The organism is Curtobacterium sp. UNCCL20, from assembly GCF_900101675.1.
Classification (GTDB): domain Bacteria; phylum Actinomycetota; class Actinomycetes; order Actinomycetales; family Microbacteriaceae; genus Curtobacterium.
In genome coordinates this window covers 145,675-172,003 of the sequence record NZ_FNKG01000003.1, presented here as the reverse complement: position 1 = coordinate 172,003, position 26,329 = coordinate 145,675, and the positions used below count along the sequence as shown (strand labels likewise).

The following is a 26,329-nucleotide window of genomic DNA, read 5'->3' as shown; positions in this document are numbered from 1 at the left end:
GAACGGCTCAGTGGAACGGGCAGCGCCCCGTCCGTGCTGCCCGGACCCGGCCACCCGACGCCGGCTTGGTCGGCAGCCGTCGGCGATCGACCGTGAGCCCCTCGTCGAGGACGGTCACCCGCGGGTCGCTGAGCGCGGCAACCGCGGCCGCGAGCGCCGCGATCGCGACCTTCTCGCCCGGGCACCGGTGCCCCGTCGCCACGTCGGCACCCCCGTGCGGGACGAACGTCGGGATCGCCTCGTAGTCGTCGACGCCGAGGAACCGCGACGGATCGAACCGCCCGGCGTCCGGCCAGGAGCGGTCGTCGGTGTCCGTGCCGAGGATGTCGAGCAGCACCCGTCCGCCGGCGCGCAGTCGTTCTCCGTCGAGCTCGACGTCCGTCGTCGCCCATGCCGGCAGCATCGGGACGAACGGTGCGGTGCGGCGGATCTCCTGGGCGAAGGCCACCGCGACGGGGCCGTCCGTGAGACTCCGACGCTGCACGGTCTCCTCGGCGATGCGACCGCGCCACTCGGGGTGGTCGTGCAGTTCCTTCGCCGCGAACGCGACGAAGCGGGCGACCGCGATCGCGGGACGGATGCTGTTCTGGAGCTCGATGCCGGCGGTCCGGGCCGGCAGGAGCGCTCCCTCCGGGTCGCGGTGCCACGCCCACTCGTGGAGGGCGGTGCCGGCCTTCGGGGTCAAGCGGCCACCCCGCACGGCCTCGACCAGCCGTCGCGCGTGCCGGTCCGACCAGTGCCGGTTGCAGACCGCCAGCAGGTACTCCGGCGAGTACGGCACGCCGAACCCGTCGACGATCTGCGCGAGTCGGCCCGCCCAGCGGGTCGTCGCCGCAGGTGTGCCGGGGAGGCCTGCCCAGCGCATCACCGCGCGTCCGATCGCACCGATGCCGGCGTCGTAGGCCGAACGTGTGCCGCCGGCGAGCCAGGCGTCGAGCTCGCGGCCCCACTCCTCGCCGAGCAGCGGCGTGAGCCTGCGGACCTGCTCGTCCTCGTACGCGACGTCGACGAAGGTCGCCTTGCGGTGCCGGTGCTCGTCGCCGTCGAGCGAGTGGACCGAGCCGATGCCGAACAGCGTCCGTTGCACGATCGACGGCATCGCGCCGTGCCGTGCGGTGCGGGAACCGTCGTAGAAGAGTTCCACGCCCGGAGCGCCGCGCACGAGCAGCGCCGGCTTCCCGAGGAGCCGCAGCGGCACCGCCCGTGCGCCGACCCGGGTCCGGCGCCAGAGGTGGGCGCCGAACCCGTACCCGCGGGTCAGGAGCGAGAGGGAGTCGTCGATCGCCATGCGGCAATGCTGCCGATGACCGCCCGACCGCCCGGTCAGCCTCTCCGGACCGGCACGAGCGCGAGGCGTTCGACGACCTCGGCGCTCTCCTCGTCCGGGGTGCGGTCCGCGGCGATGGTGATGTGGACCTCGTCGGCCTCGGGCGGCTCGAGGGTCGCCAGCTGGGACTGCAGCAGCGATGTCGGCATGAAGTGCCCGGACCGCTGGGACATCCGGTCCTCGATCAGCGCCCCGTCTCCGGCGACGTGCACGAACACGACCCCGGCGGCACGGAGGACGTCGCGGTAGGACCGTTTCAGCGCCGAGCAGGTCACGACGCCGGGCGTGCCGGAGTCGAGGTGGTCGCGGATCCACGCGGCGATGACGTCGAGCCAGGGCCAGCGGTCCTCGTCGGTCAGCGGGGTGCCGGCGTGCATCTTGTCGACGTTCGCCTGCGGGTGCATGGCGTCGCCCTCGGCGAAGTCCCACCCGAGTCGTTCGGCGACCATCGCGGCGACCGTGGACTTCCCGGAGCCGGAGACGCCCATCACGACGAGCACCCGCGCATCGAGCTGGTCTGCCCCGCTCAATGGATGAACACCCCCGCGAGCAGCACCCCGGCCAGGCCGAGCACCGAGATGAGGCACTCGAGCACCGTCCACGTCTTGAACGTCTGCCCCACCGTGGTGTTCAGGTACCCCTTCACCAGCCAGAACCCGGCGTCGTTGACGTGCGAGAGGAACACCGATCCGGCGCCGATCGCGAGCACGAGCAGCGAGGTCATCGGCGAGGACAGGTCGTGCGCGATCGGGGCCATGATGCCGGCTGCCGTCACGGTGGCGACGGTCGCCGAACCGGTCGCCACGCGGACGAGTGCCGACACGACCCAGGCGACGAGCAGGACCGAGATGCCGGAGTCCTTCACCGCGTCGGCGATCACCCCGCCGATGCCGGTGTCGATGAGGACCTGCTTGAAGCCACCACCGGCGCCGACGATGAGGAGCACACCGGCCACCGGGGGCAGGGCGCTCTCGAGCGACTTCGAGACGGCCGAACGGTCCATGCCGCCGCCGATGGCGAAGAAGACCATCGCGTAGACGGCGGCGATCCCGATCGCGATCATCGGCGACCCGAGGAAGTCGAGCAGGTTCACCCATGCTCCGGAGGCGTCGGGCACCGTGGCCTCGCGGATCGCCTGGGCGAGCATGAGCACCACGGGGAGCAGGATCCCGACGAGCGCGACGGTGAACGACGGGCTGCGCGGCTCGCTGATGACGCGGGTGAAGTCGCTCTTGCCGTGCGGCAGGGATGCGGTGTCCTGCGTGGCGGGGCTGCGCCGCGCCTCCCGGCCCTCGTGCGCGGGATCTGCGGAGCCGGACCCGCTGCCGCCACGTGACCCGAAGAGGTCCGGGGCGGGGATGTCGACCCAGCGCGCCGCGAAGCGGGCGAACACCGGACCGGCGAGCACGATGACGGGGATCGCGAGCACGATGCCGAAGGCGAGGGTCGTGCCGAGGTTCGCGCCGACCGTCGAGATCGCGACGAGCGGGCCGGGGTGCGGCGGCACGAACGCGTGCATCGTGGACAGGCCGACCAGGGCGGGCACGGCGATCTTCATGATCGGGACGTCGCTGCGCTTGGCGACCAGGACGATGATCGGGATCAGGAGCACGAGGCCGACCTCGAAGAACATCGGCAGACCGATGAGCGCACCGATCAGGGCCATCGTCCACGGCAGCGCCGCCTTCGACGACTTCCGGACGAGGGTGTCCACGACACGGTCGGCGGCGCCCGAGTCGACGAGCATCTTGCCGAACATCGACCCGAGGCCGACCAGGATGCCGACGCTCGTCATCGTCGCGCCGAACCCGTTGCCGAAGCTCGTCACGGCACCGTCCGGCGCCAGGCCGGCACCGATGCCGACGCCGAGCGCGCCGATCGTCAGCGCGATGAACGGGTGCACCTTCAGCCACGTGATGAGCACGATGATCACGACGATGCCGATGAGGGCCGCGGTGATCAGCTGGGCAACCGGGCCGGACGGGTCGACCGTGTCGGTCGTGCCACCGCCGGCGGCGAGGACCGCGCCGGTGTGGAGCGGGAGAGCGGGAGGCATCGGTGCCCCTTCCTGGAGCCGCTGCTGCGCGGCTCCGTCGCCTTCTGGTCGAGAGCGGTCTGGCGTACTGCACGCCGACCGTCAATAATCTGATTAATCAGACTATACGACGATCCACCGCGCGGCATCCGCCCTCCGGGGCAGTCTGCCGATTCGATGGACTCGGTGTCACGCCACCGCGCGACACGTACTGCAGCGGGGAACGACACCCGCTCGAGCACGGAGGAACGATGAGCACGCCGTCCCGCACCAGCGGCAGCGCGCGCGGCCGCGGGCTGCACGGGCACGTGCTCGACGTGCTCGGGCAGCGCATCGTCGACGGCGCGATCGACCCGGGCTCGGTCCTGCGGCCGGAGCTCGTCGCGGACGAGTTCGGCGTGTCGCGGTCGGTCGTCCGCGAGGCCCTACGTGTCCTCCAGTCACTCGGCCTCGTCGAGCCCCGGCAGCGGATCGGCACGCAGGTGCTCGGGATCGGATCGTGGGAACTGCTCGCGCCGACGGTCATCCGGTGGCGCGGCGCCTCGCCCTCGTACTTCGTGCAGCAGCGAGAGCTCCTGGAACTACGACTCGGCGTCGAGCCCGTCGCTGCGTCGCTGACCGCCCGGGCAGGAGCAGACGGCGGGTCCGGTGCGGCCGAGGTCCTCGCCGCCGCCGAGGACATGCTCGACGCGTGTGCGCGTGACGACAGTCGCGCCTACCTCGAGGCCGACGTCCGCTTCCACCGCGCCCTCCTCGCCGGGTCCGGGAACGCCGTCTTCGCCCACTTCGCGGGCACCGTCGAGGCGCTGCTCCGCACGCGCACGTCGGAGTCCCGCGACACGATCACGCGCTGGACACACGACGCGGCAGCCCGGCACCTCGCGGTCGGGCGGGCGGTCGTCGCGGGCGACGCCGCGGCTGCCTCCGCTGCGGCGGGCGAGCTGGTGCGGGTCACGCGCGACGAGTTCATCGCCGAGGCGCCCGCGGGCTGAGCCCACGCGTCCCGAGTGGAAACGGGCGCAACGACCAGGCACGCGCGTGGGTGGTGACCAGCAGAGGGCCTGGAGGCACGGTGCCGGCCCGCCACGCGCCTCCAGGCCCACACGGACGCACGCTCCGGGCGCGGCGAGCCGCACCGGAACGCGCTACGCGCGCGGCGTCCCCCCGCGCGCGAAGAGGCGCGGCCCGCGCAGACGGAGCCGCATCGTCACCGTGCCGAGCCACCGGTCGTACTTGTAGCCGACCTTGCCCATCCGGCCGACCTCCTCGAAGCCGAGCCGCTCGTGCAATCGGATCGACGCCTCGGCCTGACGGTCGGCGATGACGGCGACGACCTCACGGACGCCGGCGGACCGGCACTCGTCGAGCAGCGCCTCCATCAGCGCACGCCCGAGGCCCTTCCCGCCGGACGCGGCACCGAGGTAGATCGAGTCCTCGACGACACGGTTCGACCGGTCGCGGGGATTCCACGCGTCGACCAGGGCGTACCCGAGCACCTGCCCCGCGGGGTTCACGGCGACGAGGAACGGCAGCTTCCGCTTCCGGATGTCGTCGTAGCGGCGCTTCCACGCGGCGAACGTGAACGCCGACGGGTCGAAGGTCACCGACGAGTTGCGGACGTAGTGCGTGTGGATCTCGCGCACGTCGGGCAGGTCGGTGGGTTCGGCGGCGCGGATCATGTAGGTGAAGGACGCCTCGGCCGGCACCGGGGCACGCAGGTGTCGCGGCAGCACGCGCCGTCGCTGGTATTCCTCCTCGAGCACGGATCCGAGCCTAGGCCGTGGGCGCCGGGTCCGTCGGGAGCGTCGGGTCCGTCGGGAGCGTCGGGTTCGTCGGGTTCGTCGGGTCCGTCGGGTTCGTCGGGTCCGTCGGCAGTCGCCAGTCGACGGCTTCCGCTCCCTGGGCGACGAGCAGCTCGTCCACCTGCGAGAACGGTCGGCTGCCGAAGAACCCGCGCGAGGCACTGAGGGGGCTCGGGTGCGCCGAGGCGACGACCGGGGTGTCACCGAGGAGCGGCCGGACCGATCCGGCCTGCGCGCCCCAGAGCACGGCGACGAGGGGCTTCCCGCGGGCGACGAGCGCACGGACGGCCTGGTCGGTGACGGCCTCCCACCCCTTGCCGCGGTGGCTGCCGGCGTTCCCGGCCTCGACCGTGAGGACCCGGTTGAGCAGCAGGACGCCCTGCGCCGACCAGGGCCGCAGGTCACCGTGCGGCACCGGAGCGATGCCGAGGTCGGACTCGAGCTCCCGGTACACGTTCGCGAGGCTGCGCGGGACCGGGCGCACGTGCGGGTCGACCGCGAAGGACAGCCCGATCGGGTGTCCCGGCGTCGGGTAGGGGTCCTGTCCGACGACGAGGACCTTGACGTCGTCGAAGGGGTCGGCGAAGGCCCGGAGGACGTGGTCGCCGGCGGGCAGGTAGTGCCGGCCGGCGGCGACCTCGTCACGGAGCCAGTCGCCCAACCGGTGGACGTCGTCCTCGACCGGGGCGAGTGCTCGCGCCCAGCCCGGGTCGACCAGGTCGGCGAGCGGGTGCGGTTGCACGGCGTGCTACGCGCCCATCGTCGCGACGGCGACCGACTCCTCGCCGGCGACGACGCGCCAGACGCTGCCGGTGCCGCGGACCTCGAGCGCGCCCTCGCCGACGACGAGGGTGGTGTCCTCGTCGATCGCGAGCCCGGCGGTGACGAACTCCGCCTCGGCGCTCGCGATGAGGCGGGCGAGGGTGCCGGCCTGCACGGCGTGCACGTCGATCGTCAGGTCGACCAGGCCCAGACCTTCGCGGAGCTCCACCTCGTCGAGGCCCTCGGATGCGTCCTCGGGGCAGATCTCCACGCCACCGATGCGCCAGCCGCCGACGAGGGCACGGTCGGACGCGATCATCGCGCCGGCGGAGTAGCCGAGGTAGGGCAGGCCGTCGGAGACGAGCAGGCGGATCTGGTCGACGAGCGGGGCGACCGCGTCGAGGTAGTGCGGGGTCACACCGCCGCCGACGACGAGGGCGTCGACGTCGCTCAGGACCGTGGTGCTGAAGACCTCGCCCGGGGCGATCTCGGTGACGAGGACCTCGGCTGCGCGGGCTCCGCCGAGGACCTCGGCGATGTCGGCGGTCGAGGCCGGGCTGACGGTCGAGGCCGGGTTGACGGTCGGGGCCGGGCTGACGGTCGAGGCCGGGTCGACGGACGCGCCGACGCCGGTTGCGTCGCTCTCGCCGGCGTCTCCGACGACACCCGCGACGGAGAGCAGGGCGATGCGCGGGACCGTGCGGCCGACGGCAGCAGAGCGCGCCGTGGCCTCGGCGAGGAACGGCGCAGCGGCGTCCGAGGCGGCGAAGGGTCCGCCGCCGACGAGGTGGATGCTCACGACTCGGCCGTCACCGGTGCGAGGGCACTCCACGGGAAGGTGATCCAGCCGTCGACACGGCGCCACACGTGGTCCGGCTCGAGGACGGTGCCGGGCTTGGAGTAGAGGCACGCACTGCGGACGTCGGCGCCGGCGTTCCGGACGATGTCGACCACCAGGCGGAGGGTTCGGCCGGAGTCGGACACGTCGTCGACGATGAGGACGCGCTTGCCCGCGAGGCTCGGCGCGTCGAGCGCAGGCGACAGGATGACCGGTTCTTCGAGGCGCTGCTCGACGTCGGTGTAGAACTCGACGTTGATCGAGCCGCACTCCTTCGTGCCGAGCGCGTACGCCACGGCACCGGCGATGATCAGGCCACCGCGGGCCACGGCGACGACGACCTCGGGCTCGAAGCCGGAGGACAGGACGTCCTTGGCGAGCAGTCGTGCGGCGTCGCCGAACTCGAGCCAGCCGAGCACCTCGGGCCCGCTCGTCACGGTCACGGTCGAGGGAGCCTGGGCGGGTGACCCGGAGTCGCTGCTGATCGGCATCCGACCACGGTACCGGCACGGACCCCGCGCTCGCGACCCGCGCGGGCACCCCGGGCGCGTGCGCAACCCGTCCGGCACCGGCGACGCGCGGTGCCCACCCTGCGGTGCTCGCCGCTCAGCTCCGGGGCGTCAGCGGTCCCCGCGCGAGCTTGTGCTGCGCCGACTGCGCCACCGGACGGATCGTCACGAGGTCGAGGTTCACGTGCGCGGGCAGTTCGACCGAGTGCACGATCGCCTCGGCGACGTCCTCCGCCACGAGCGGCTCCGGCACGTTGTCGTACACCGCCGCTGCCCTGTCCTCGTCGCCGCGGAACCGGGTGAGGGCGAACTCGTCGGTCTTCACCAGTCCCGGCGCGATCTCGACGACGCGGATCGGTTCGCCGTTCAGTTCGAGCCGGAGCGCCGCGACGAGGGCGTGCTCAGCGAACTTCGCGGCGTTGTACCCGCCGCCGTTCTCGTACGCGACGTGTCCGGCGGTGCTCGTGACGGTGACGATGTCGGCGTTCCCGGCGGTCCCGGCGCGCTGCCGCAGGTGCGGGAGCAGCGCCGCGACGACCCGCTTCGTGCCGATCACGTTCACCTCGAACATCGCCCGCCAGTCGTCGACGTCGGACTCCTCGACCGAGGCCGAGCCGAACGCGCCGCCGGCGTTGTTCACCAGGACGTCCGCTCCCCCGAGCTCGCCGACGCGTGCGGCGAGCGCCCGGACGTCGTCGGCGTCGGTGATGTCGGCGACGAGCACGTCGGCGCCGGTCGACTCGGCGAGCGCCTGCAGCTTCGCCTCGCGACGGGCGACGGCGAGCACGTCCCAGCCCCGGGAACGGAAGAGCCGGACGGTGGCCGCCCCGATGCCCGAGCTCGCTCCGGTGACGACTGCGCGACGTGGTGCCATGGGTGGAGCCTCCAGGAGAGTGACGACGGATCGAGTGCCGACCGAACGGGCCGACCGAACGGGTGCCGACCGAACGGGTGACCGGTGGATCGGGGCGGCCATCCAACCGTACCGATCCGTCGAGGTCACGATCAGGTAACGTGACCCGGGATGACGACGGATGCCGCCCCTCCAGCGCCCTCGGCGCCCGCCACCACGCTCGAGCCGGGCCGTGGCAAGCGTCGTATCCCGATGTGGGACACGGCGCGCTTCCTGGCGGTGACGCTCGTGGTGATCGGCCACGCCATCCAGCGGCAGACGACGGCCAGTGAGCACGCCCTCGCGCTGTACACCTTCATCTACGCGTTCCACATGCCCGCGTTCGGTGTGATCAGCGGGTACTTCTCGTCCGCGGACACCCCGACGGGCAAGCGGATGCGCCGGACGATCACGGACATCGTCGTGCCGTACATCATCATGCAGACGATCTGGACCGTGGTGCAGGCGATCTTCGAGGGCGGCAAGAAGTTCAACCCGACCCAGCCGACGTGGACGCTCTGGTTCCTGCTCGCGCTCGGGATCTTCCGGCTGATCCTGCCCTACCTGGCGCAACTGCGGTGGCCGCTGTTCTGGGCGATCGTGTTCAGCATCGGTGTCGGCTACTTCGACAACGTCGACTCCACGCTGTCCCTGTCGCGGGCGATCAGTCTGCTGCCGTTCTTCCTGCTCGGGTGGCAGATCAAGCAGTGGGGGGTGTTCGACCGCTGGTACGACGCGCCACGCCGGATCGTGGTCCGGGTGCGGATCGCGGCGGCGGTGGTGTTCGCGGCGTGGGCCGTGGCCTGTGCGATCTGGATCCCGCAGTTCAAGGAGTTCGACCTGCACCACTGGTTCTTCTACGACGACTCGTACTCGGGTCTCGGCGAGGACGCGTGGTGGGCGGGTGCCGTGCGGTTCGGCCTGATGCTGCTCGCGGCGCTGCTGACGGCGTCGTTCCTGCTGCTCGTCCCGCGGCGGAACGTCTGGATTACCCAGTTCGGCGCCGCCACGATGTACGTCTACCTGCTGCACACGTTCCTGCTGTACCCGGTCCGCGAGTCCGGCATCCTCGCGGGGCAGCACTCCGCGTGGCCGTACGTGCTGCTCATGGTCGGCTTCGCGTGCTGCGTCAGCCTGTTCCTCGCGCAACCGTTCGTCCGGCGCGGGATGCGCTGGCTGCTCGAGCCGAACGTCGGCTGGCTGTTCCGCCGCGATCGGTGACGTCCCCGTGGTCGCCGCCGTCAGCCCCGGGCACCATCCTGGCCGGGAGGCCCGTGGCGCGTCGGGTGCGCGCGTTACGTCCCGAGGCGGGCGCGCTGGTCCCCGGCCGGCCACCTGCGTACCGTGAGGCAGGACGTGACGACGCGCCGTGCCTCCAGGCCGAGCGCAAGTCGACCCGACGACCGAACGCACCGGACAGGAGCACGAGATGACCCAGGACGACGCCGCGCAGTGGCGGTTCGAGACCACGCAGATCCACGCCGGCGCACAGCCGGACCCGACCACGGGTGCCCGCGCGACGCCGATCTACAAGACGACCTCGTACGTGTTCGAGAACTCGGACCACGCCCGTGACCTGTTCGCCCTGGCGCAGCCGGGCAACATCTACTCGCGCATCATGAACCCGACGAACGACGTCGTCGAGCAGCGCATCGCCGCCCTCGAGGGCGGCACCGGAGCCCTCCTCGTCGCGAGTGGCCAGGCCGCCGAGACCTACGCTGTGCTCAACATCGCGGGTGCCGGGGACCACATCGTGTCCTCCTCGTCGATCTACGGCGGCACGTACAACCTGTTCAAGTACACGCTCGCGAAGCTCGGCATCGAGACCACCTTCGTCGAGGACCAGGACGACCCCGAGGAATGGCGGCGCGCGGTCCGTCCGAACACGAAGCTGTTCTTCGCGGAGACGATCGGCAACCCGAAGATCAACGTGCTCGACATCGCCTCGGTGGCGGGCATCGCGCACGACGCCGGCGTACCGCTCATCGTCGACAACACCATCGCGACGCCGTACCTCATCCGTCCGTTCGAGCACGGGGCGGACATCGTCGTGCACTCGGCGACGAAGTTCCTCGGCGGCCACGGCACGGTCATCGGCGGCATCATCGTCGACGGCGGGAAGTTCACGTGGTCGGACCACGCCGAGCGCTTCCCGGAGTTCAACACGCCCGACCCCTCGTACCACGGCGCCGTGTTCGCGCAGGCGGTCGGCAACGAGCTGGCGTACATCGTCAAGGCGCGCGTGCAACTGCTCCGCGACCTCGGTGCGTCGAACTCCCCCGACACGGCCTTCGCGCTCCTGCAGGGCATCGAGACGCTGTCGCTCCGCATCGAGCGGCACGTCGCGAACGCGCAGGAGATCGCCGAGTGGCTGGACCGGCACCCGGACGTGGCGTCGGTGTCCTACGCGGGCCTGCCGACCTCACCGTGGTACGCGGCGGCCAACACGTACGCGCCGAAGGGCGTCGGCGCGGTGCTGTCCTTCGAACTCAAGGGCGGCGTGCCCGCGGGCAAGGCGTTCGTGGACAACCTGCAGCTGTTCTCGCACCTCGCCAACATCGGTGACGTGCGCTCCCTGGTGATCCACCCCGCATCGACGACGCACTCGCAGCTCACGCCCGAGCAGCAGCTGACCACCGGTGTGACGCCGGGTCTCGTGCGCCTGTCGGTGGGGATCGAGAACATCGAGGACCTCAAGGCCGACCTGGAGGCCGGGCTCGCCGCGGCCCGCGCGGTCTCGCAGGAGGGGCTGCGCGCGTAGCGTCCGCCTGGGTGGAGGCGCCCGCGCGGGGCCGACCCGGAACGACATGACCGCTGTCGTACGACAGCGGTCATGTCGTTCGTGCGAGTCCGCAACAGTTGCGCACGCGGGGCTGCGACGTGGTCGATGTCGTCCGACGACCACGATGTCGTTCTGCTGCGGCGCGCGACCAGCGCGGCGCGGCGCGTGACCCGCGCGACCCCGCGCCCTGGACCGGCGACGCGCCCGACGTGACGTAACACGGCGGCCGCGAGCCGCGCCTCCCGGCAGACTGGACTCGATGGACTGGCAGACGACCCCCGAGGACTCCGTGCCGTCCACCCTCGTGCCCGGCACCGAACTCGGCACGCTCGGCAAGCCCCCGGTCACCGGCGCCTGGCGCCCGGGCGACAACCCGGGTGCCCGGCACTTCGAGGCCCTCGGCGAGCAGTGGGTGCGCGGTGGCCGGATCCCGGCGGTGCGCGTCGCCTACGAGACCTGGGGCGAGCTCAATGCGGCGCGCGACAACGCGGTGCTCGTGTTCCACGCGCTGACCGGTGACTCGCACGTCGCGGGGCTGCCGGGGCCCGGTCACAAGACCGCGGGCTGGTGGGGCGACGTCGTCGGCCCCGGTCGCGCGATCGACACCGACCGCTGGTTCGTGATCGCGCCGAACATGCTGGGCGGCTGCCAGGGCACCACCGGACCGTCGTCGGTGTCGCCGGACGGGCTCGAGTGGGGGTCCCGTTTCCCGTTCGTCACCGTCCGCGACCAGGTGTCGGTGCAGGCGCAGCTCGCCGACCGTCTCGGTATCGACACCTTCGCGGCGGTCGTCGGCGGGTCGATGGGCGGCATGCACGCCCTCGAGTTCGCGATCGCGCACCCGTCCCGCGTCACCCGGCTGGCCGTCCTGGCGTCCACCGCGCAGACCACGGCCGATCAGATCGCCGCGAACTCGCTGCAGCGATCGGCGATCCAGATGGACCCCGCGTTCGCCGGCGGCGACTACTACGAGGCCGACGCGGGCGAGGGACCCCACCGTGGGCTGGCCCTGGCGCGGCGGATGGCGCTGATGACCTACCGGGCGTCGGACGAGCTCAACGGCCGGTTCGCCCGGTCGTGGCAGAGCGACGTGTCCCCCCTCGGCGACGACGGCCGGTTCTCGGTGGAGAGCTACCTCGACTTCCACGGGAACAAGTTCACCCGGCGGTTCGACGCCTCGTCCTACATCACGCTGACGCACGCGATGGACTCGCACGACGTGGGTGCCGGGCGCGGCGGGGTGGCGGCAGCGCTCGCGCAGGTGACGGCTCGGACGCTCGTGGTCGGGGTCTCGAGCGACCGGCTGTTCCCGATCGAGGACCAGCACCGGATCGCGGCCGGGGTCCCGGACACGCTCGACGGCGACCGAGCGGCCGTCATCGAGAGCGAGTTCGGGCACGACGGGTTCCTCATCGAGCACGAAGCCGTCGGGGCACACCTGCGACGGTTGCTCGACTGACGGGACGGTCCGCGTCCGGGCGGGACACGGTGCGAACCGGATTTGTTCTCATAGCGCGTGCAATAACGATCGCAGAACCATCCGACACGGGACAGCGCGCCGAACACCCCCCAACGGGTGTCGCGCGTGGAATGATGGCGTCGTGCCCCGGGCTGACCGGGGCTCGGTTTTCCCAAGAGCCCCACCAGCTCGCCAGCTCACCGCACACGACGCAGAACGCACCAGGACACCGATGGACTTCATCGCACAGGAACGCGACCGGTTGCTCCGGTCGACCACCCGTGTCGTGGGCATCGTCTGCGCACTCGTCTCGGTCATCGGCATCATCTGCGCACTGGCCGTCCCGGCCGTCCCGCTCGTCGGCGCCCTCGCGTGCATCGCGATCATGATCGGCGCGTTCCTCGTGTTCGGCTGGAACAACTCGGTGTGGTGGACGGCGACCATCCTCGCGTCCGGCCTCGGGGCCCTCGCGCTGCTGTTCTTCGGCGTCGACGAGGGCGTCCGCCCGATCATCGCGGCCGCCGTCGTGCCCCTCGCCGCCGGCAGCCTCTCCGCCCCGCTGATGGCGCAGCGCGGGCACCCGGTCGGCCTCGGCCTGACGATCGCCACCGGCGGCATCGTCGTCGTCGCGATCACCTGGGCGAGCGGCAGCATCCTCGCCGCGCCCGTCACCGGCGCCCTCCTCGGCTGGGTGCTCATCACGGTCGTGACGATCTGGATCTCCCGGAGCATCCCCCGGGTCGCCCGACGCATCTACAGCATCGGCACCGCGCACCGCGCCGAGCGCCAGGCGAGTGAGACCGAGGCCCAGCGACGCCAGGGCGCTCGGCTCCTGCACGACACCGTGCTCGCCACGCTGACCCTCCTCGCCCACGCCGGCGTCGGCGTCTCCGAGCAGGCGATGCGGGAGCAGGCCGCCGAGGACGCACGGCTCCTCCGCCACCTCCGCCTCGGCGCGACGCCGCAGCCGCAGCAGTCCGGCGACTACTCGCTCACCCGCGAGGAGGAGTCGCCCCTCGGGCAGACCCTCGAGTCGGTGAAGCAGCGGTTCGGTCGGATGGGGCTCGAGGTGAGCTGGCACGGCACCGGGCAGGTCCTGCTGCCGACGCACGTGCTCGACGCCTTCCTGCTCGCGCTCGGCGAGTGCCTCGAGAACGTCCGGCGCCACGCCGGCGTCGGCGAGGCCCACGTCACGATCGTGCACGACAACGAGATGGTCCGCGCCATGGTCACCGACTCCGGCGTCGGCTTCGAGCTCGGTGCCGTCAGCGCCGAACGCCTCGGCTTCAAGGAGAGCGTCGTGAACCGCCTCCGCGAGGTCGGCGGCGACGCCAAGCTCTTCTCCGCGCCGGGTTCCGGCACCACCGTCGTCCTGGAGGCCCCCCGATGAGCGGCATCCCCGAGGACACCATCAGCCGCGGACTCCCCGGCGAGACCGTGCAGCCCGCTCCGCGCACCCGCCGGGAGGCACGGGAGCGGTACCGGGGCAGCGAACGTCGGCAGGCCCGCGGTCTGCCCTCCACGTCGACCGGTGCGCGCTCGCTGCGGCAGGCCGCGAAGCCGGGTGCCTCGCTCGGCGCCGGGTACCTCGGCCTCGGCGCCGCCGTCCTCACCGGCATCCAGACCGTCGCCGGCATCGTCTTCTTCCTGATCCGCTGGACCGACTTCACCGACCCGTGGCTGCCCGCCGCCGCGTGGGCGCTCTACATCGTCGCCGCGGTCGGGGTGGGCCTCAGCCTGCTCACCTACGGGGAGCGACTGACCGGCCTGGCGTTCGCGCTCATCTGCGTGGTCCTCGCCTGCGTCGTGACGCTCGACTTCGTCGGCATCTGGCCGGAGCACGACATCGCCCACACGGCATCGGCATCGGTCGCTGCCGGGTTCGCCCTGCTCCCGGTCGCCACACTCCGACCAGCACGGGAGGTCGCCGCGGCCATCGCGGTGCTCGGCCTGGCCTTCATCGGGATGGCCGTCGCCTCGACGCCGATCACGAGCGACACCCTGCCCGGCATCGTGTCGACCCTCGCGCTCGTCACCGTCCCGCCGTCGATCGCGATCTTCGTCGTGCAGCGCTTCCGCCAGCTCGTGCAACGCGAACTCGACCGCGTGCTGGTGCAGAGCAACGTGCAGGCGCCGCAGTTCGCCGTCGGCATGCTCGCCTCTGACGAGCTCGCCCGTCTCGACCTCGCTGCCGAGAAGCTCCTCGACGCCGTCGCGAACGGCAGCGATCCCCTGCCGCTGTCCGACGCCTCGGCATCGGTCGCGGCGTCCCTCGCCACCGAACTCCGGCTGCACCTCATCGAGGGCCGCCGCGAGACCTGGCTGTACCACGCGATCACGGAGTCCGACAACCTCGGGCGCTCGGTCAGCGTCGCCGACCCGCAGTCCCTCGCCGGGCACCTCTCCCCCGCCCAGCGCGACGGTCTGCTGCAGGCGCTCTGGCAGATGGTCGGCGTCGCCGAGGGCCGTGGTGCCCAGGCCGGCTCCCCCGTCGTCTCCGTGACGCTCGGCCCGGTCGGCTCCGACGGCCACCCCGTCACCGACGAGACCATGGACGTCCCCATCGTCTTCGAGTCGCGCGGTGTCCCCCGCCGCCGGCTCGGTCCCACCGCCTGGAGCGCCCTCCAGCGCATCGGTCCCTACACCGACTCGGTCCGGGACGGCGTGCTCCACGTCGTCGCCCACTGCGTCGTGGATCGGCATCCGTCGATGTAGCCGTCGCACGGAACCGGCTGGCCCGAAACTGCCGGACACCCTGACCAGCCTGCCCGTGCCACGTGGCCCCTCCCCATAGGATCGGCCACGAACTCCACCGAGAAAGGACGCCACCATGGCGACTCCAGAGGAACCGATCCGACTCGCACTCGTCGACGACCACAGGATGCTCCTCGGCGCGCTCACGGAGTGGATCCGGAACGCCGCCGACGACATCACGCTCGTCGCCGCCGTCACGACCTGGCCGGAGCTCCTCACGAGCCCGGCGTTCCCGGTCGACGTGGTGCTCCTCGACCTCGACCTCAAGGACTCGATCCCGGTCTCGTTGAAGATCTCGACGCTCAAGACCGCCGGCGTGAAGACCGTCGTGATGAGCACCTACTCGGAGCCGAACGTCGTCCGCGAGGCCCTCGGCGCCGGCGCCCTCGGCTACCTCGTCAAGAGCGAGGACGCCGACATGATCGTCGAGGCGATCCGCTCCGCCCAGCGCGGCGAGCAGTACGTCTCCGCCGAGCTCGACCTCGCGATCAACAGTGGCGACGTCGGCGGTGTCCCGAAGCTCAGCGCCCAGGAGCGTCGCGTGATGGCGCTGTACGGCGGCGGGGAGCCCGTGAAGAGCGTGGCGTACCAGCTCGGCATCTCCGAGGAGACCGCGAAGAGCTACCTCAAGCGCATCCGCGAGAAGTACCGCGTCGCCGGCTTCGACGTCGGGACGAAGGTCGCGCTCCGGAAGCGGGCCATCCAGGACGGCATCATCGTGCAGGACGGCAGCCCGATCGGCCTCTGAGCCCGCGGCTCGCGGCTCGCGGGAGCGCTGCCCGGGAACTCCGCACAACCAAAGTCGGCCGGCGCCACGGATTCCCGTGGTTCCGGCCGACTTTGGTTGTGCGCCGCGCGGTCTGCCTGTCTGCCGGCCCGGTGCCGGCACGCATGTCTCGCACCGTGCGCGGTTGCGCGCCCGGTGCGACGCTGTGACCGCGCACGCAGCGCCGGGCCTCGCACCCCGTGACGAAACCGGCACGGTGCGCCGTCTGCCGCGACAACCCGCAGGCCTGGAGGCGCGGTGCGGGCCCGGCACGCGCCTCCAGGCCCGCACCGTGCGCACTCCGCCACCCCGTGCGCGCTTCCGCGCCCGGTGCGACGCTGTGACCGCGCACGGAGCGCGCAACCTCGCACCGAGTGACGAGCATCACACCGTGCGGTCAGACGGCCAGACGGGCCAGACGGTCAGACGGTCGGGATCGGCGAGGTGATCGGTCCGGTGCTCGGCGACGACGACCGCAGCGACGCCCGGCGCGTGCTGCGACGCTCGGCCCCGTAGCTGATCGTCGTCATGAGGACACCGAGCAGCGCGAGGACGATGCCGAGCCACCCGGGCGCGAGGAAGCCGAAGCCGGCGGCGATGACCGCGCCTCCGAGGGCGGCGCCGAGCGAGTTGCCGATGTTGAACGCCGAGTGGTTGAGTGCCGCGGCGATGGTCCGAGCATCGCCTGCGACGTCCATCAGACGGGACTGCACCGCCGGCGGGATCGCGGACGAGGTCGCTCCGAGGAGGAACGCGCCGAGGAAGACACCCCACACCCACTGCGCGGTGAGCACGGTGACGAGGAGGGCCGCGATGAGGGAGAACATGCCGACGTAGATCGTTCGCTTGACGCTGTGGTCGGCGAGGAGCCCGCCGAGGACACCACCGATGACCATGCCGATGCCGACCACGACGAGGACGAGCGGCACGAACGACTCCGACAGCCCGGTCACGTTCTGGACGAGCGGCGAGATGTACGAGTAGACCGCGAAGAAGCCGCCGAAGCCGACCGCGCCGAGACCCATCACCATCCAGACCTGCGGGACGCGAAAGGCACGGAGCTCCCGGCCGATCGTCGCGTGCTCGTCGCGGGCGCTGCGCGGCACGAACGCCAGCACGGCGAGGAACGTCAGGGCGAAGAGGACGGCGACGACGCCGTACGCGATCCGCCAGCTGGCGACCTGGCCGACCCAGGTGATCGCGGGAACGCCGATGACGTTCGCGACCGAGAGGCCGAGCAGCACCATCGCGATGCCCTTGCCCCGCTTGCCCGGGCCCATGATGTCGCCGGCGACGATCGACGCGATGCCGAAGTACGCGCCGTGGGGCAGCCCGGCGACGAAGCGCGCCACGAGCACGAGGCCGAACGACGGCAGGATCGCGCTCGCGACCGTCGCCAGGACGAACCCGACGAGGAGTACGAGGAGGAGCCCCTTGCGCGGGAACTTCGCCGACATCGCCGCGATCGTGGGCGCACCGACGACGACACCGAGGGCGTAGGCGCTGACGAGCCAGCCGGCGTGGGCGATCCCGGCGTCCGGGTCGACGCCGTACTGGTGCGGCAGGAGCGCCTCGGCGATGTTCGGCAGCAGGCCCATCGCGACGAACTCGGTCGAACCGATGGCGAACCCGCCGAGGGCGAGTGCGATGAGCGCGAGCGCGCGGCGCGACGGCGTGAGCTGGGTCATGGAACCTGTTCTGGGACGGAGGAGCCGGACGGGTTCCGGACGTCGACCCGCGCGATCGCGACGTGCTGCTCGCGCAGCACCGGGCGGTGGAGACGACGGTCCGGGTTCAGCGGCGAACGGGGATCACCGGGTCGTTCGAGCACCCGGTCCCAGCAGTGTAGACCGCTCCAACCGTCCGACGGAAGTCGAACGGACGAATCGATTCGACCGTCTTCGCCCAGTCGCTCGAAGCGTCAGGCTGCGCGTCGCTCCGACGTCGCCGGCGCTGCGGACACGAGCTCCGGGAGCTCGTCGCGGTGGACCCACCCGGAGCCGCACTCGGTGCAGCTCGCCCAGGCGTGCTCGCCCTGCTCATCCGTGTCGATGACGACCGTTCGCAGGTCGCAGTCGGGGCACCAGCCGTCGTGCATCATCACGCGCTCCTCGTCGTCTCGGGGCCACCGGGTGCGGCTCGATGAACCCCATGGGACACCCGACCACCGACATCCGACGGAGGGTCCCGGCGTGTCGTCGACGCCGCACCGACGGCGTCGCCGACCGTCAGCCAGCGGCGTACCGCGCGGACGCCCACCTGCGTCGATCACCCGTCGAGCGCTGCCTCGAGCCGTTCGAGCTTGCCGTCGATCTCACCCGTGTGCCCCGGTCGGATGTCCGCCTTCAGCACGAGCGACACCCGCGTGCCGTACTCGCCGACGGCCTCGGTGGCGCGCTTGACGACGTCCATGACCTCGTCCCACTCCCCCTCGACCTCGGTGAACATCGAGGAGGTGCGGTTGGGCAGCCCGCTCTCGCGGACGATGCGCACGGCCACCGCGACGGCGTCGTGCACGGACCCGTCCGACGATGCGGAGGGACCACCGGACGGTGCGACGGAGAACGCGACGATCATGCGTCCATCCTGCCCCGCGCAGACGTGCCCCGCTCAGACATGCCCCGCGCAGACGTGCCCCGTGCGGACGTGCCCCGCGCAGACCTACGGCGTGCAGGCGTGCGGCGTGCAGACAGACCACCAGCTGCACCGGTGCGCCCCGCGCCGACCCCCAGCCGCACCAGCGCCACCACGCTCCACACCAGGATCCCGACCTCGAGCGCGTTCCGGAGCGTCAGCACCACCAGGATCCACGGCTGCACGGTGAGCACCTGGTCGTAGAAGCCGGGGTAGATCACCTGCGTCAGGAGCGCCATCGGCAGCGCGGCGACGGCGATCGGCAGGAAGCGGCGAGCGCTCGGACGCCCCGCGACGAGCCCCCACACGATCGGGACCGCGAACCAGCCGATGTACTGCGGTGACCCGACCTTGTTCGTGGCGATGAGCGCGGCGACGAAGAGGAGCGCGAGGAGCGGCGCCGCCTCGGTCCGGTGCGCCCCGCGGTGCACGGCCCAGAGCGCGAGGAGCACCCCGGCGACGACGACCACGGCCATCAGCGGCGTGGAGACGGCAGCGGCGGCGTGGGTGCCGGCCCCGGACACCTCGAAGGTCAGGATCTGCTGGTTGTAGTAGACGGCCGCTCCGGGTGCGCCGAACGCTGCCGCCCACATGAACGGCGTCGCGAGCGGCGCCTCGATCTGCAGCGCCCGCCCGGTCTGCTGACCGACGAACGAGAGCAGGTGTGCCGCTCCCCCGTAGAGCACGTCCACGAGGACGATGAGCGCGGTGAGCACGAGCGCCCCGGCGAGGACCCCGCGACGGTGGCCACGGCGGAGCAGCAGGAGCACGGCGACGAGGGCGGCTGGCCACACCTTCGTCCAGGCGCCGGCGGTGAAGAGCGCGGACGCGACCGCGGGCCGCGAGGCGACGAACGCCACCCCGACGAGCGCGAGCACGGTGGCGACGGTGTCGATGCGGCCGAGCCCGATCGGCCCGAGGGTGAGGAGGAACGCGAGCCACCACCACACGACGCGGACACCGAGCCCGCGGAAGCGCCAGAGGAACGCACACGCCACGGCGTCGAGCACGATCACCAGCAGGAGCCAGCCGGTGCCGATCGACCCGACGCCCCCGAGTGCGGCGGCGGCCATCGGCACGATCGCCAGGATCGGGTACACCCAGTCGCTGTCCATCCCGACCCAGAACCCGTCGGTGTGCCCCGTCTCGATCCACCGCTTGTAGGTGATCGTCACGTCGCCGAGCGGCAGGTTGGCGGAGATCGTCGTCAGGTACCAGAGCAGCGCGTGCACGGCGGCGAACGCCACGACGAAGCCGATCAGCTCGAGCCACCGCGTCCTCTGCACCGGACGAGCGTAGCGGGAGCGCCCGCCCCGGGCGGGCGAACGCACCCACCAGCCGGACAGCCACGAAGACCGGCGGCGGCCCTGTCCTCAGCCTCCCCAGAGGATGACGTGTCACCGTGCAACGTGTGACCTCCGACACCCCGCGCACGCGCCGCACGGCCGTCATCTGGATCTCCGTCACCGCCGCCGTCGTCGTCATCGGCGTCGTCACCGCGGTCGTCGGCACGAACCTCTACACGAGCAGCGAGAACGCGAAGGCCTCGGCGGCCCCGTCCGTCGCCGCGAGTCGTGCCCCCTCGACGCTCGACACCGCCGACCTCGCCGGCGAGTGGACGGTCGGCGGCGACTCCGAGGCCGGGTACCGCGTCCACGAGGTCCTCAACGGCTCGGACGTCACGGTCACCGGGCGCACGGACGAGGTCACCGGCAGCGCGACCGTCGACGGCTCCACCATCGCGAAGGCCCGGATCACCGTGCAGGTCGCCGACATCGCCACCGACTCCGAGCAGCGCGACTCGTACTTCCGCGACTCCGCCATGGACACCTCGGCCTTCCCCACCGCGACGTTCGAGCTCTCCGAGCCGATCGCCGACGCCGTCCCGACCGGCTCCGGGACCACGAAGGTCGAAGCCACCGGCAACCTCACGCTGCACGGTGTGACGAAGTCGGTGACCGCGACGCTCGAGGTCGGGCTGAACGGCGACGGCGTCGACATCTCGGGCTCGATCCCGGTGACGTTCTCGGACTACGACGTGCAGGCCCCGAGTCTCGGCTTCGTGCAGGTCGACGACTCCGGCGCGGTCGAGTTCCTCGTGCACGCGACGCCCGGAAGCTGACGCCCGGACCCACGCGACACTCGCGACGCACCCGCGCACGCCGACGTCCGGACCCACGCGACGCACGCACGCCGACGTCCGCGACGCGCGTCACGCCCGTCACGCGACAGCAGCCGGCCTGGAGGCGCGGTGCCAGCCCGCCCCGCGCCTCCAGGCCGCCTGTCGCCGCGTCCGCAAGCTGCGACACCGTCGCTGTCGTACGACAACGACGATTTCGCTGCAGAGCGTCCGCAACTGTTGCGTCCGCAAGCTGCGACAGGACCGATGTCGTACGACATCGGTCCTGTCGTTCCGGGTCAGTGCCCCGGCGGCCCGGCGGCCCCGCCCCCGCCGCCCCGCGCCACCTACCCCCGCGCGTCGCCCTCGACCGCCAGGTCGCGGACGACTCCCGGCAGCTCGGCGATGAGCGCCGTCATCGGGAACGGGCCTCCGCGAGAGGCTCGCCGTGCTGCGATCCCGTGCACCACCGCGGCCGACGCGGCCAGGTGCGCGAGGTCGGACGGCGTCAGCGTGGAGCCGGACGCCTCGACGGCACCCTGCCGAGCCGCCACGAGCGCGCCGAGCACCCCGCCGAGGACGTCACCGGCGCCCGCGGCGGCGAGCCACGGCGTCGCCGACGACGCGACCAGCCGGACGGCGCCGTCGGGTGTCGCCACGTGCGTGGCGGAGCCCTTCAGGAGCACGACGCTGCCGGTCCGCGACGCCGCCCGGAGCGCCGCGGCGGCCGGGTCCTGCTCGATCTCGGCGCGATCGACTCCCAGGAACGAAGCGAGCTCACCCGCGTGCGGCGTCAGCACGGCGAGCGGACCGAGGTCCACGAGCGGGATCGCGCCGGCGTCGACCACCACCGGCATCCCGTCGTCCGAGGCGTGCCGGAAGCCGTCGGCAGTCGCGGTGTCCAGCTCGTCCAGCGACCCCGCCGAGATCCCGGAGCCGACGAGCCACGCCTGCACCCGCCCGACGCCCGACACCGCCTCGGGCCGCCGGGTCAGCACGTGGTCGGTTGCCCGCGACGGCCCGACGTACCGGACCATGCCGACCCCGGTGTGGACCGCAGCGTCGACGCCCAGCACGGCGGCGCCCGGGTACTGGTCGGACCCGGTCGCGACGCCGAGCACCCCGCGTCGGTACTTCGTGGACTCGCCGTGCGGGACGGTGATCCAGGCGGCGGCGTCGGACGGGGCGAAGGGGACGAAGTCGTTCACGGCCGCCACGTTACGGTGGAGCGCATGAGCCTGTTCCTGCCTGGTCGCGTGGTGGTCTTCGACTACGGCGAGGTGATCAGCCGGACGCCGCACGCCTCCCGCGACACTCTCGTCGCTCTGACCGGGGTCCCGGCCGACGAGCTCTTCCCCGTCTACCAGGAGCTCCGGCACGACCTGGACCGCGGCGACCTCTCGGTGGTGGCGTACTGGCGCGCGATCGCCGAGCGCACCGGCCGGTCCTGGAGCATCGCGGACATCCACCGGTTCTGGGCGGTCGACTTCACCGGCTGGTTCGAGGTCGAGCCGGAGACGCTCGCGATCGTCGAGGAACTGCACGACGCCGGCACCCGGCTCGCGCTGCTGTCGAACGCGGGCTTCGACTTCGGCGACCCGTACCGCCGCTCCCCGATGGGCTCCCTGTTCGAGACCGTCGTGGTCAGCGCCGAGGAGCACGTGCTGAAGCCCGACGCATCCATCTACCGCACCGCCTGCGAGCGTCTGGGAATCGACCCGGGTCAGATGGTGTTCGTCGACAACAGGGCCGAGAACGCCGCCGGCGCGGAAGCGATCGGGGCGCTCGGCCACCACTACACGTCGCCGGAGGCGCTGCGCTCGTTCCTCACCGAACTGGCCGCGCAGCCCGCACCGACGCCCGTCCCCTGAGGAGCCCGCGTGACGCACGCCCTGTTCGAACCGATCACCATCCGCGACCTGACGGTCCGCAACCGCATCTGGGTCTCCCCGATGTGCCAGTACTCGGTCGAGGCCCAGGACGGCGTCCCGACGCCGTGGCACCTCGTGCACCTCGGTGGCTTCGCCAAGGGCGGTGCGGGAGCGGTCGTGGTCGAGGCGACCGGCGTCGTGCCGGAGGGGCGCATCAGCCCGCAGGACCTCGGCCTCTGGAACGACGAGCAGCGGGACGCGTTCCGCCCGATCGTCGACTTCATCCACTCCCAGGGTGCCGCCGCCGGGGTGCAGCTCGCACACGCCGGTCGCAAGGCCTCGACGTTCCGCCCGTGGGAGGACCACGGCTCGGTCCCCGCGGACCAGGGCGGCTGGGGCACGGTCGCCCCGTCGCCGGTGGCCTTCGACGGGTACGCCGAGCCGCGTGAGCTCGCGACCGAGGACATCCGCGTGGTGGCCCTGGCGTTCGCCGCCGCCGCCCGCCGTTCGGTCGAGGCCGGGTTCGACCTCGTCGAGATCCACGCCGCACACGGCTACCTGCTGCACCAGTTCCTCTCCCCGCTGTCGAACCACCGCACCGACTCGTACGGCGGCTCGCTGGAGAACCGTGCTCGTGCGCTCCTCGAGGTGGTCGACGCCGTCCGCGCCGAGGTCGGCGAGGGCTTCCCCGTCGTCGTCCGCTTCTCGGCGACCGACTGGGTCGAGGACGGCCTCACGCTCGACGAGACCACGCAGGTCGCACGCTGGGCCGCGGAGCACGGTGCAGACCTCGCAGACGTCTCCACGGGCGGCAACGTGGCGAGCGCACCGATCCCGGTCGGCCCCGGCTACCAGGTGCCCTTCGCCGCCGCGATCAAGCGCGACGCCGGCATCGGGACGATCGCGGTCGGCATGATCTCCGAGGCGTTCCAGGCCGAGCAGATCGTCGCGACCGGCCAGGCCGACGTCGTGATGGTCGGCCGCGAGTTCCTCCGCGACCCGGGCTTCCCGCTCCGCGCCGCCGTCGAGCTCGGCGTCACCGTCGACTACGAGCCGCAGCAGTACCACCGCGCCCGCGTCACGGCGTAAGGCGGTCTGCGCAGCGCGAGTCGCGCCTCCAGGCGGTCACGGTGACGGCCTGGAGGCGCGACCCGCCTTCTGTACGGATTCTCGGCTTCGTCGCGTCCCGCGACGTAAGATGGTCAGCACTGTGGACGATCCCCCGAATAGCTCTTCGCCTCACTCATCCGCCGCTCACTCGGTGAGCTGCACCCCCTCGCGCCCTGCGGGAGGTGAATCATGAGTCCGATCGACATCGTCATGCTGATCGGCGGCATCCTGCTGACGCTCGGCACCGGCGTCTTCGTCGCGTCCGAGTTCGCGCTGGTCAACCTCGACCGCGCCGACGTCGAAGCCCGCCGCGACCGCGGTGAGCCCGGTCTCGCGCCCGTCATCGGCGCGCTGAAGGTCACCTCGACGCACCTGTCCAGCGCCCAGCTCGGCATCACGCTGACGACCCTGCTGACCGGCTACCTGCTCGAGCCGTCCATCGCGACGCTGCTCGAGGCACCGTTCCTCGCGATGCGGCTGCCCGAGGCGATCGTCGAGACCGTCGGCTCGATCGTGGCGCTCGTCATCGCCACCCTGCTGTCGATGATCCTCGGCGAACTCGTCCCGAAGAACTTCGCGCTCGCGCTCCCGCTGCAGACCGCTCGTCTGGTGGTGCCGCTGCAGGTGGCGTTCACCACCGTCTTCAAGCCCGCGGTCGCGGTGCTGAACGGCACCGCGAACGCCGTGCTCCGCGCGATGGGCATCGAGCCGCAAGAGGAACTGTCGGGTGCGCGCAGTGCCGAGGAGCTCAGCTCGCTGCTCCGCCGGTCCGCGTCCGAGGGCTCCCTCGAACAGGACACCGCAACGCTCCTGCAGCGCACGATCTCGTTCTCCGAACTGAGCGCCAGCGACGTGATGACCCCGCGGCCCCGTGTCTCCACGATCCGGGTGTCCGAGTCGGCCGAGGACGTCATCGCCCTCGCCCGACGCACCGGGTTCAGCCGCTTCCCCGTGATCGAGGAGGACGCGGACGACGTCGTCGGCATCGTGCACGTCAAGCAGGCCGTCGCCGTCCCGCGCGAGAAGCGTCCCGAGGTCCCCGTCGGCGCGCTCATGACGGACGCCGAACGCGTGCCCGAGACCATGCCCGGCGACACCCTGCTCGCCGAGGTCCGCGGCCGCGGCTACCAGATGGTCATCGTCGTCGACGAGTACGGCGGCACCGCCGGGGTCGTCACACTCGAGGACCTGGTCGAGGAACTCGTCGGCGAGGTCTCCGACGAGCACGACCGCGCACGCATCGACGTCGTCCGTTCCCGCAACTGGCTGACGTTCCCGGGGCTCCTCCGCCCCGACGAGCTCGAGGACCGCGCCGGCGTGACGGTGCCCGAGGACGGCCCGTACGAGACCGTCGGCGGGTTCGTGATGTCGACCCTCGGTCGGCTGCCGGTCGTCGGTGACGAGGTCGCGCTCGACGACGGCGTGTTCCGGGTCGAACGACTCGACGGTCGCCGCATCGACCGCATCCGCTGGACCCCGACGCCGGTCCCGGCGACCCCGGAGTCCTCGCCCGCGACGGGCATCATCATCCCGGTCTCGAAGGCCCAGGCGAAGGGCGGCACCCGATGAGCTCCGACTGGTGGGGCATCTTCTGGCTCGTCGTGCTGCTGCTCGGCAACGCCTACTTCGTCGCGGCCGAGTTCGCGGTCATCTCCGCACGCCGCTCCCAGATCGAGCCCCGTGCAGAGGAGGGCTCCCGCGCCGCCCAGATGACGCTGTGGGCGATGGAGCACGCCACCCGCATGCTCGCGACCACGCAGCTCGGCATCACCGTGTGCTCGCTGCTCATCCTCAACGTCTCCGAGCCGGCGATCCACCACCTGCTCGAGGTCCCGCTGCACCTCACCGGGTGGAGCGCCGAGGTCATCGGTGTCGTCGCGTTCGTGTTCACGCTGCTGCTGGTGTCGTTCCTGCACGTGGTGTTCGGCGAGATGGTCCCGAAGAACATCTCGTTCTCGATGCCCGACCGGGCCGCGCTGCTGCTCGTCCCGACGCTCTGGTACATCGGGCACGGACTGCACTGGGTGGTCGTCGGTCTCAACGAGATCGCGAACGCGGTGCTGCGGCTGTTCCGGGTCGAGCCCAAGGACGAGGCCGTCAGCGCCTACACCGTCGAAGAGGTCCAGACCATCGTGGAGCAGTCCCGCCGCGAGGGCACCCTCACCGACGACGGCAAGCTCGCGATGGCGTTCGAGTTCACCGAGAAGAAGGTCCGCGACGTCGCCGTGCCGATGGCCGAGCTCGTCACCCTGCCGGACGACGCCACCCCCGGCGACGTCGAGCGGGCCGTGGCGCAGCGCGGGTTCTCGCGGTACGTGCTGGTCGGCGACGACGGCGACCCCACGGGCTACGTGCACGTGAAGGACGTCATCGACCTGCGACCGGACGAGTACGACGAGCCGGTGCCGCCGAAGCGCATCCGGCAGCTCATCTCGCTGTACACGGAGATGGACCTCGAGGACGCCCTCGCGACGATGCGTGCCGCCGGTCGCCACGTGGCGCGGGCCTTCGACGCCGACGGACGGACGATCGGCGTGCTGTTCCTCGAGGACATCCTCGAGGAGCTCGTCGGCGAGGTCGAGGACGCGACGCGCCGCCGCTGACGCGCGGCGCGTCCTGCCCCGAGTCTCGGCCTGAGCGACAGTCCTCGCGGCGCGCGCCGCGAGGAC

At 71.9% G+C, this 26,329-nt stretch carries 24 protein-coding genes and 2 pseudogenes; 12 read left to right on the top strand and 14 right to left on the bottom strand.

Going from position 1 to position 26,329, the window contains the following annotated elements:
• Positions 1-7 precede the first annotated feature (7 nt).
• Genes BLT36_RS13950 through BLT36_RS13940 form a run of 3 tightly spaced genes read right to left on the bottom strand, consistent with a single transcriptional unit; the run spans position 8 to position 3,383 of the window.
• A complete protein-coding gene (locus BLT36_RS13950) occupies positions 8-1,288 on the bottom strand; it encodes a cytochrome P450 (RefSeq protein ID WP_092096060.1) in 1,281 nt (426 codons plus the stop codon).
• Between the two features lie 35 nt (positions 1,289-1,323).
• A complete protein-coding gene (locus tag BLT36_RS13945; protein WP_092096515.1) occupies positions 1,324-1,815 on the bottom strand; it encodes a gluconokinase in 492 nt (163 codons plus the stop codon).
• Positions 1,816-1,853: 38 nt separating this feature from the next.
• On the bottom strand, positions 1,854-3,383 hold the full coding sequence (locus tag BLT36_RS13940) for a GntP family permease (protein ID WP_092096059.1): 1,530 nt from the start codon (positions 3,381-3,383) through the stop codon (positions 1,854-1,856).
• 230 nt (positions 3,384-3,613) lie between these two features.
• On the opposite strand from BLT36_RS13940, the gene BLT36_RS13935 reads away from it, so the two are divergent.
• Positions 3,614-4,354 carry a FadR/GntR family transcriptional regulator gene (locus BLT36_RS13935; RefSeq protein WP_092096057.1) on the top strand — a complete coding sequence of 247 codons (741 nt, stop codon included), beginning with the start codon at positions 3,614-3,616 and terminating at the stop codon, positions 4,352-4,354.
• A 153-nt stretch (positions 4,355-4,507) separates the two neighbouring features.
• On the opposite strand, the gene BLT36_RS13930 is transcribed toward BLT36_RS13935, so the two are convergent.
• The 5 genes from BLT36_RS13930 to BLT36_RS13910 all read right to left on the bottom strand — a co-directional run bounded on the left by BLT36_RS13930 (position 4,508) and on the right by BLT36_RS13910 (position 8,147).
• Positions 4,508-5,125 (bottom strand): GNAT family N-acetyltransferase, encoded by a 618-nt coding sequence (locus BLT36_RS13930; protein ID WP_175529653.1) that lies wholly within the window; start codon positions 5,123-5,125, stop codon positions 4,508-4,510.
• A gap of 10 nt (positions 5,126-5,135) precedes the next feature.
• Positions 5,136-5,906, bottom strand: a complete 771-nt coding sequence (locus BLT36_RS13925; RefSeq protein WP_092096054.1) for a uracil-DNA glycosylase — start codon at positions 5,904-5,906, stop codon at positions 5,136-5,138.
• A 6-nt stretch (positions 5,907-5,912) separates the two neighbouring features.
• Entirely contained in the window at positions 5,913-6,725 is an 813-nt protein-coding gene (locus BLT36_RS13920) for a Type 1 glutamine amidotransferase-like domain-containing protein (RefSeq protein ID WP_139166477.1), read from the bottom strand.
• Entirely contained in the window at positions 6,722-7,255 is a 534-nt protein-coding gene (locus BLT36_RS13915; RefSeq protein ID WP_254787659.1) for a phosphoribosyltransferase, read from the bottom strand. The genes BLT36_RS13920 and BLT36_RS13915 overlap by 4 nt, the downstream gene beginning before the upstream one ends.
• A 115-nt stretch (positions 7,256-7,370) precedes the next feature.
• Positions 7,371-8,147, bottom strand: a complete 777-nt coding sequence (locus BLT36_RS13910; protein ID WP_092096051.1) for an SDR family oxidoreductase — start codon at positions 8,145-8,147, stop codon at positions 7,371-7,373.
• A 150-nt stretch (positions 8,148-8,297) separates the two neighbouring features.
• Between BLT36_RS13910 and BLT36_RS13905 the strand changes: the two genes are divergently transcribed.
• From BLT36_RS13905 to BLT36_RS13880, 6 genes are all read left to right on the top strand, one after another.
• A complete protein-coding gene (locus tag BLT36_RS13905) occupies positions 8,298-9,386 on the top strand; it encodes an acyltransferase family protein (RefSeq protein ID WP_092096050.1) in 1,089 nt (362 codons plus the stop codon).
• A gap of 208 nt (positions 9,387-9,594) precedes the next feature.
• A complete protein-coding gene (locus BLT36_RS13900) occupies positions 9,595-10,926 on the top strand; it encodes a bifunctional o-acetylhomoserine/o-acetylserine sulfhydrylase (RefSeq protein WP_092096048.1) in 1,332 nt (443 codons plus the stop codon).
• 280 nt (positions 10,927-11,206) lie between these two features.
• Positions 11,207-12,406, top strand: a complete 1,200-nt coding sequence (locus tag BLT36_RS13895) for a homoserine O-acetyltransferase MetX (RefSeq protein WP_092096047.1) — start codon at positions 11,207-11,209, stop codon at positions 12,404-12,406.
• A 232-nt stretch (positions 12,407-12,638) separates the two neighbouring features.
• A complete protein-coding gene (locus BLT36_RS13890) occupies positions 12,639-13,796 on the top strand; it encodes a sensor histidine kinase (protein WP_092096045.1) in 1,158 nt (385 codons plus the stop codon).
• Entirely contained in the window at positions 13,793-15,121 is a 1,329-nt protein-coding gene (locus BLT36_RS13885) for a hypothetical protein (RefSeq protein WP_092096044.1), read from the top strand. The genes BLT36_RS13890 and BLT36_RS13885 overlap by 4 nt, the downstream gene beginning before the upstream one ends.
• Positions 15,122-15,236: 115 nt before the next feature.
• The gene (locus tag BLT36_RS13880; RefSeq protein ID WP_092096042.1) at positions 15,237-15,908 is read left to right on the top strand and encodes a response regulator transcription factor; all 672 of its coding nucleotides are present in this window, start codon (positions 15,237-15,239) and stop codon (positions 15,906-15,908) included.
• A 440-nt stretch (positions 15,909-16,348) separates the two neighbouring features.
• Here BLT36_RS13880 and BLT36_RS13875 read toward each other — a convergent pair whose 3' ends face one another.
• The 5 genes and pseudogenes from BLT36_RS13875 to BLT36_RS19195 form a co-directional block, all read right to left on the bottom strand.
• Entirely contained in the window at positions 16,349-17,614 is a 1,266-nt protein-coding gene (locus tag BLT36_RS13875; protein ID WP_092096041.1) for an MFS transporter, read from the bottom strand.
• 233 nt (positions 17,615-17,847) lie between these two features.
• Positions 17,848-18,027, bottom strand: a complete 180-nt coding sequence (locus tag BLT36_RS13870; RefSeq protein ID WP_092096039.1) for a hypothetical protein — start codon at positions 18,025-18,027, stop codon at positions 17,848-17,850.
• A 167-nt stretch (positions 18,028-18,194) separates the two neighbouring features.
• Complete coding sequence (locus tag BLT36_RS13865; protein ID WP_092096038.1) at positions 18,195-18,503, bottom strand: thiamine-binding protein; 309 nt, start codon at positions 18,501-18,503, stop codon at positions 18,195-18,197.
• A 58-nt stretch (positions 18,504-18,561) separates the two neighbouring features.
• Positions 18,562-18,624 (bottom strand): annotated as a pseudogene (locus BLT36_RS19200) (hypothetical protein); the annotation flags it as partial.
• Positions 18,625-18,934: 310 nt separating this feature from the next.
• Positions 18,935-19,675, bottom strand: a pseudogene (locus BLT36_RS19195) (glycosyltransferase 87 family protein); the annotation flags it as partial.
• A gap of 296 nt (positions 19,676-19,971) precedes the next feature.
• Between BLT36_RS19195 and BLT36_RS13855 the strand changes: the two are divergent.
• Positions 19,972-20,682, top strand: coding sequence for a YceI family protein (locus tag BLT36_RS13855; RefSeq protein ID WP_092096034.1), 711 nt, complete (start codon positions 19,972-19,974; stop codon positions 20,680-20,682).
• Between the two features lie 344 nt (positions 20,683-21,026).
• On the opposite strand, the gene BLT36_RS13850 is transcribed toward BLT36_RS13855, so the two are convergent.
• Positions 21,027-21,887 (bottom strand): ADP-dependent NAD(P)H-hydrate dehydratase, encoded by an 861-nt coding sequence (locus BLT36_RS13850; protein ID WP_092096512.1) that lies wholly within the window; start codon positions 21,885-21,887, stop codon positions 21,027-21,029.
• A gap of 24 nt (positions 21,888-21,911) precedes the next feature.
• Here BLT36_RS13850 and BLT36_RS13845 point away from each other — a divergent pair, with 24 nt between their 5' ends.
• The 4 genes from BLT36_RS13845 to BLT36_RS13830 all read left to right on the top strand — a co-directional run bounded on the left by BLT36_RS13845 (position 21,912) and on the right by BLT36_RS13830 (position 26,263).
• Positions 21,912-22,550, top strand: a complete 639-nt coding sequence (locus BLT36_RS13845) for an HAD family hydrolase (protein WP_092096033.1) — start codon at positions 21,912-21,914, stop codon at positions 22,548-22,550.
• Between the two features lie 9 nt (positions 22,551-22,559).
• Positions 22,560-23,639, top strand: coding sequence for an NADH:flavin oxidoreductase/NADH oxidase (locus tag BLT36_RS13840; protein WP_092096031.1), 1,080 nt, complete (start codon positions 22,560-22,562; stop codon positions 23,637-23,639).
• A gap of 210 nt (positions 23,640-23,849) precedes the next feature.
• On the top strand, positions 23,850-25,229 hold the full coding sequence (locus tag BLT36_RS13835; RefSeq protein WP_092096030.1) for a hemolysin family protein: 1,380 nt from the start codon (positions 23,850-23,852) through the stop codon (positions 25,227-25,229).
• Positions 25,226-26,263, top strand: coding sequence for a hemolysin family protein (locus BLT36_RS13830; RefSeq protein WP_092096028.1), 1,038 nt, complete (start codon positions 25,226-25,228; stop codon positions 26,261-26,263). The genes BLT36_RS13835 and BLT36_RS13830 overlap by 4 nt, the downstream gene beginning before the upstream one ends.
• The last annotated feature ends 66 nt before the right edge of the window (positions 26,264-26,329 follow it).